Origin of the sequence: Rhizobium sp. PEPV16, assembly GCF_008919455.1 — a bacterium.
GTDB lineage: Bacteria > Pseudomonadota > Alphaproteobacteria > Rhizobiales > Rhizobiaceae > Rhizobium > Rhizobium leguminosarum_Q.
On sequence record NZ_VSZV01000121.1, the window covers coordinates 1 to 5,806 of the forward strand.

Below are 5,806 nucleotides of genomic sequence, written 5' to 3' on the forward strand. Positions count from 1 at the left end.
GCAACGGCCGCGATGTCAAAGCCACCGACCTCTATATGAAGTTCTGGAAAGACGGCGCCTCCTATCCGTTCAAGAGCCACGATACCTGGTTCATGACGGAAAACATCCGTTGGGGAAATCTGCCGGCGAGCACCGACGTCAAGGCGCTGGTCAATCAGGTGAACCGCGAAGACATCTGGCGCGAGGCCGCCAAGGATCTCGGCGTCGCGGCGGCCGATATTCCCGCATCGTCTTCTCGCGGCAAGGAGACTTTCTTCGACGGCAAGGTCTTCGACCCCGAAAATCCCTCGGCCTATCTCGACAGCCTTTCGATCAAGGCTGTCTCCTGACCCGCTCCGGCGCGCGACAGCGCGCCGGCCTTTCATTCACGTGAGGAGCACGTTGATGTCCGCCCTGGCAAATAAAGAAAATCCCTCCATGGCCGCCCCTGCCAAGCAGGCGGCAAAGGTTCTGCCATTTTCCGGCAAGCACGGATCGCGGATCGATTTTCGTCGAGCGGCACTGACCGCACTTCGCAATGTCGTTCCGCCAGTCGTCGTGCTGGCACTCATCCTGCTTGTCTGGCAGGTGCTCTGTTCGTCGGCGGATGCGTCTTTGCCCTCGCCGCATCGGGTCTGGCAGGATAGTTATGACCTGATCGCCTATCCGTTTTTCAACTACGGCTCCCAGGATATCGGGCTCGGCTGGCGCGTGCTCATTTCGCTGCAGCGCGTTCTCTATGGCTTTGGCCTTGCCGCGATCACCGGCGTCATCATCGGTGCGATTATCGGCCAGTCGGTCTGGGCGATGCGTGGCCTCGATCCGATCTTCCAGGTGCTGCGTACGGTTCCGCCGCTCGCCTGGCTGCCGCTGTCGCTCGCAGCCTTCCAGGATTCCAACCCCTCGGCGATCTTCGTGATCTTCATCACGTCGATCTGGCCGGTGATCATCAACACCGCCGTCGGCGTCCGCAATATTCCGCAGGATTACCGCAATGTCGCCGAGGTGCTGCGCCTCAACCAGTTCGAGTTTTTCTGGAAGATCATGCTGCCTTCGGCAGCGCCTTACATCTTCACAGGCCTCAGGATCGGCGTCGGCCTCTCCTGGCTCGCCATCGTCGCGGCCGAAATGCTGACGGGCGGCGTCGGCATCGGCTTCTTCATCTGGGACGCATGGAACTCGTCGCGCCTTCCGGACATCATCGTCGCGCTCGCCTATATCGGCATCGTCGGCTTCGCCCTCGACAAGCTGGTGGCAGCACTCGGCAAACTCATCACCCGCGGCGCCATGGCCAACTGAGGAACGCACCTATGAACGCCTATCTGAAGCTCGACCATATCGACAAACATTTCGATCGGGGCGGCGTGCGCGCCGAGGTCCTGAAGGACATCAACCTGACGATTTCCGCGGGCGAATTCGTCTCGATCATCGGCCATTCGGGCTGCGGCAAGTCCACCCTGCTCAACCTCATCGCCGGCCTGACCCCGGTTTCGGCAGGCGCGGTGCTGCTTGAAAACCGTGAGGTCAACGGACCCGGTCCGGAGCGCGCCGTCGTCTTCCAGAACCACTCGCTGCTGCCCTGGCTGACGGTCTACGAGAACGTCAATCTCGCCGTCTCCAAACTCTTCAGCCGAACGAAGACCAAGGCCGAGCGGCATGAGTGGGTGATGGCCAACCTCGACCTCGTGCAGATGGCGCATGCGAGGGATAAGCGGCCTTCGGAAATTTCAGGCGGCATGAAACAGCGCGTCGGCATCGCCCGCGCGCTTGCAATGGAGCCGAAGATCCTGCTGCTCGACGAACCCTTCGGTGCGCTCGATGCGCTGACCCGCGCTCATCTGCAGGATGCGGTGATGGAAATCCACGCTCGCCTCGGCAACACGATGGTGATGATCACCCATGATGTCGATGAGGCGGTGCTGCTGTCCGATCGCATCGTGATGATGACCAACGGCCCGGCAGCCCGCATCGGCGAAGTGCTCGATGTGACCATGCCCCGTCCCCGCAATCGCATCGAACTCGCCTCCGACCGGACCTATCTCAAATGCCGTGAAGCCGTGCTGAAGTTCCTCTACGAACGCCACCGCTTCATCGAAGCGGCGGAGTAGAGACCGGGACATAACCGCGGCGTTTACCGGCCGCGGTTTTCTCGCCTTCGTAGCGGCGCGTGATTTCAGGCGTCGCGCCGTCTTTACTCCCCGGGCGTTGCAAAGACCGCGCTGGCATCGCTGACAATTTCCACATGGGAATATGCCGCCTGCCCCGCGGCGGCTGCGTCCGCGCGCATGATCGCGGTGACGATCCGGCCGTGCTCCTCATAGGACTTTGCCAGACGCCCGGGCAGACGGAACTGCGCCCGCCGAAAAGGCGCAAGCCGCGCCCGTGTCTGAGTCACCATCTCGAAGACATGATCATTATGCGCGCCGCGATAAAGCCGGGTGTGAAATTCGGTATTGTGAGCCGAATAGTCTTCTTCCGCGCCGGCATGCACGAGCCTCACCGATCCCCGATGCTCCAGCTCCAGCGCGCGCCGTTCATCGACCGTCATACGCTCGGCCGAGAGCCTGGCGCAGATCGCTTCGAGCTCCGCCATCGCCTCGAACATCGAATGCAGATAAGCCTCGGTGACATTGGTCACGACGGCACTGCGGTTCGGCTCGCGCGCAATCAATCCCATGGCGCCCAGCTCACGCAGAGCCTCGCGTACCGGCGTGCGCGAAACGTCGAAACGAGCCGCGAGCGACACCTCGTCCAGCTTCGCGCCCGGCAGGAGTTCACCCGTAACGATCATGTCGGCAATCGCGCGCACCATCTGTTCGACGGTGGTTCCGGTGCGGATCACTTCTCTGCGCCTGGTCTGCTTCACGATACGAATCTGCTCACCTCAACATTCTGCATACAGATGATGTTCGAGACTCGATAAGTCAAATCGGACGGCGAAGATATTGTTAAATGTTCGCTTTCTGATGCAGGAGATACCTCGGGTAACTCGAGTCTGTGCCAACTACGCAGTCACAATGAACAAGAAATATCTATTGATTACTTTTTGCGCAAGAATTCGATCAATCTGTATGCACTTTGCAATGCGCAAGTCTTGCTGGAATGGATAAACTATAAAAAACAACATATTAATTTCTGGCACATGCATTGCATGCACTTTTCTGTACCCGTTCACAACCGGCCCAGCGCCGCAAGGAGCATTTCCGATGACCAAACTCCTTTCCATGAACCGCCGCAATTTCCTCCAGGCTTCCGCTGCCGGTGCGCTTGCCGGCGCCATGCCGGGTCTGATCGCCTCTTCCGCCGCAGCCCAAACCGCGCTGACCGTCGGCTTCATCTATGTCGGCCCCAAGGACGACTACGGCTACAACCAGGCGCATGCCGAAGGTGCGGCCGTCATCAAGGCGATGCCGGGTGTGACGCTGGTCGAAGAAGAGAACGTGCCGGAGACCGTCGACGTTCAGAAGACCATGGAATCCATGATCAATCTGGATGGCGCGACCCTGCTCTTTCCGACCTCCTTCGGCTACTTCGACCCACACATGCTGGCCGTGGCCGCCAAACATCCCGACGTCCAGTTCCGCCACTGCGGCGGCCTCTGGCAGGAAGGCAAGAACCCGGCCAATACGGGCTCCTATTTTGGCTATATCTTCCAGGGCCAGTATCTGAACGGCATTGCCGCCGGCCATGCGACGAAGAGCAAGAAGATCGGCTTCGTCGCCGCCAAGCCGATCCCGCAGGTTCTGCAGAATATCAACGCCTTCCTGCTTGGCGCGCGCACAGTCGATCCTGGTATCACCTGCCAGGTGATCTCCACCGGCGAATGGTCGCTTGCCGTCAAGGAGGCCGAAGCCACCAACGCGCTGGTCGACCAGGGCGCGGACGTCATCACCTGCCACGTCGACAGCCCCAAAGTGGTCGTCGAGACGGCTGCCGGCCGCGGCGCCTTCGTCTGCGGCTATCACGCCAACCAGAGCCCGCTTGCTCCTGAAAAATATCTCACCGGCGCCGAATGGGCCTGGGGCAACGTCTACAGCGACTTCGTCAAGAAGGCGCAGGCCGGCGAAAAGCTCGGCAATTTCGTGCGTGGCGGCCTGAAGGACGGCTTCGTGAAGATGAGCGCGCTTGGCCCCGGTGTGTCCGCCGAGGGCCGCAAGGCCTTCGAAGCCACGCAGGCCGACATGATGAAGGGCGGCTTCTCGGTCTTCAAGGGACCGTTGAACGACAACAAGGGCGACACCGTCGTGGCTGCCGACAAGAGCTACGCCGAAGACGCGATCGAGCTCGAAAGCATGAATTATCTGGTCGAGGGCGTCGTCGGGTCCACGGCGTAAACCGCGAAGGGAGAAGCGCCATGACCATCGAGGCCAATGATCCCGCAATAGCCATCGCGGAAAAACCGGCTTCCCTGCGCCCCGTCCTCGAATGGATCGCGCGGCGGGCCGAGCCTGTTGTCATCGGCCTCGCGGCCATTCTGATCGGTCTTGCGCTCTTCTCCCTCTTCATCCTGGCGGTCGGCAAGTCGCCGGCCACCCTCTTCCAACTGATGTACACCGGCGGCTTCGGCAGCTGGTTTTCGGTGCAGAACAGCTTGAGTCGTGCCGCACCCCTTCTCCTGACGGCACTCTGCGTCGCCCTGCCCGCCCGTCTCGGCCTCGTCATCATCGGCGGGGAAGGAGCGGTCGTGCTGGGCGGCGTTGCCGCCGCAGCCATGGCTCTGCCGCTCGCCGGCACCGCGCCTGTCTTCCTTACCCTCATTCTGATGGCGATCGCTGCCATGGTGGTCGGCGGCATCTGGATCGGCCTTGCCGGTTTCCTGCGCCACTACCGCGGCGTCAACGAAACCATCTCGTCGCTGCTGCTCTCCTATATCGCCATTGCCCTGATGAACCAGTTCGTCGAAGGGCTGCTGCGCGATCCGGCAAGCCTCAACAAGCCGTCGACCAGGCCGCTGCCGGCGGAATATATGCTCGGCAATATTCCCGGCATGGACGTGCATTGGGGCCTGGTCATCGGCATCCTCGCCTGTGTGGTCTCCTGGATCGTGATCGAGGCGACGAGCTACGGTTTTGCCGCCCGCATCGCCGGCGGCAACGTGCGCGCCGCCCAGATCCAGGGACTGCCGGTCGGCAAGCTGATCGCCGGATTTACCGCGCTTGCCGGCAGTTTTGCCGGCCTGGCGGGCATGATCGAGGTGGCGGCGGTGCAGGGAAGTGCCAACGCCTCGCTTGCCGCCGGCTACGGTTACACCGGCATCCTCGTCGCCTTCCTCGCCAGGCACAATCCGCTGGCGATCATTCCGGTCGCGATCCTGCTCGGTGGCATCGACGCCTCGGGCGGCCTCATCCAGCGGCGCATGGGCCTGCCGGATGCGACGGTTCTGGTGCTGCAGGGCACGCTCTTCATCGTCATTCTGTTCTGCGAGACCTTCTACGGCCGCTTCAAGATCTTCAATCCCGACCTCTGGAAAAGGAGCCTCTGATGGAAGAGACAGGCATCGGCATCTGGGGCGTGCCGCTGGCGATCTTCGCGGGCGCCATCCGTGTTTCCACCCCCTTCATCTTCGTCAGCCTCGGCGAGACGATCACCGAACGCTCCGGCCGCATCAATCTCGGCCTGGAAGGCACGCTCGTCTTCGGCGCCATGACGGCCTATGCGGTGGCCGTCATGACCGGCTCGCCGACCCTTGGCGTGCTGGCCGCAATGGCGGCAGGCGCGATCTTCGGCCTCATCCACGGCTGGATCTGCAAGTTCGCGAAGGTCAACGACATCGCCATCGGCATCGCCATGATGCAGTTCGGTCTCGGCATGGCGTTTTTCCTCGGCA

General features: G+C 61.7%; 5 protein-coding genes and 2 pseudogenes. 6 read left to right on the plus strand and 1 reads right to left on the minus strand.

Annotation, left to right across the window (positions count from 1 at the left end; all coding sequences use genetic code 11):
* The 3 genes and pseudogenes from FY112_RS01900 to FY112_RS01910 form a co-directional block, all read left to right on the plus strand.
* Positions 1-329: pseudogene (locus FY112_RS01900) on the plus strand (bicarbonate-binding protein); the annotation flags it as partial.
* Positions 330-384: 55 nt separating this feature from the next.
* A complete protein-coding gene (gene ntrB / locus FY112_RS01905; RefSeq protein WP_151517513.1) occupies positions 385-1,278 on the plus strand; it encodes a nitrate ABC transporter permease in 894 nt (297 codons plus the stop codon).
* Positions 1,279-1,289: 11 nt separating this feature from the next.
* A complete protein-coding gene (locus FY112_RS01910) occupies positions 1,290-2,087 on the plus strand; it encodes an ABC transporter ATP-binding protein (RefSeq protein ID WP_131629542.1) in 798 nt (265 codons plus the stop codon).
* Between the two features lie 83 nt (positions 2,088-2,170).
* Here FY112_RS01910 and FY112_RS01915 read toward each other — a convergent pair whose 3' ends face one another.
* Entirely contained in the window at positions 2,171-2,845 is a 675-nt protein-coding gene (locus tag FY112_RS01915; protein WP_062944035.1) for a GntR family transcriptional regulator, read from the minus strand.
* A gap of 340 nt (positions 2,846-3,185) precedes the next feature.
* On the opposite strand from FY112_RS01915, the gene FY112_RS01925 reads away from it, so the two are divergent.
* The 3 genes and pseudogenes from FY112_RS01925 to FY112_RS01935 form a co-directional block, all read left to right on the plus strand.
* Positions 3,186-4,313, plus strand: coding sequence for a BMP family ABC transporter substrate-binding protein (locus FY112_RS01925; protein WP_151517514.1), 1,128 nt, complete (start codon positions 3,186-3,188; stop codon positions 4,311-4,313).
* A gap of 20 nt (positions 4,314-4,333) precedes the next feature.
* A complete protein-coding gene (locus FY112_RS01930) occupies positions 4,334-5,461 on the plus strand; it encodes an ABC transporter permease (protein ID WP_029873636.1) in 1,128 nt (375 codons plus the stop codon).
* A pseudogene (locus FY112_RS01935) lies at positions 5,461-5,806 on the plus strand (ABC transporter permease); the annotation flags it as partial. The gene FY112_RS01930 and the pseudogene FY112_RS01935, both read left to right, overlap by 1 nt.

Coding starts and splice junctions, on each gene's coding strand:
- FY112_RS01930 (WP_029873636.1), top strand. CDS start 4,334: ATGACCATCGAGGCCAATGATCCCGCAATAGCCATCGCGGAAAAACCG.
- FY112_RS01910 (WP_131629542.1), top strand. CDS start 1,290: ATGAACGCCTATCTGAAGCTCGACCATATCGACAAACATTTCGATCGG.
- ntrB (WP_151517513.1), top strand. CDS start 385: ATGTCCGCCCTGGCAAATAAAGAAAATCCCTCCATGGCCGCCCCTGCC.
- FY112_RS01925 (WP_151517514.1), top strand. CDS start 3,186: ATGACCAAACTCCTTTCCATGAACCGCCGCAATTTCCTCCAGGCTTCC.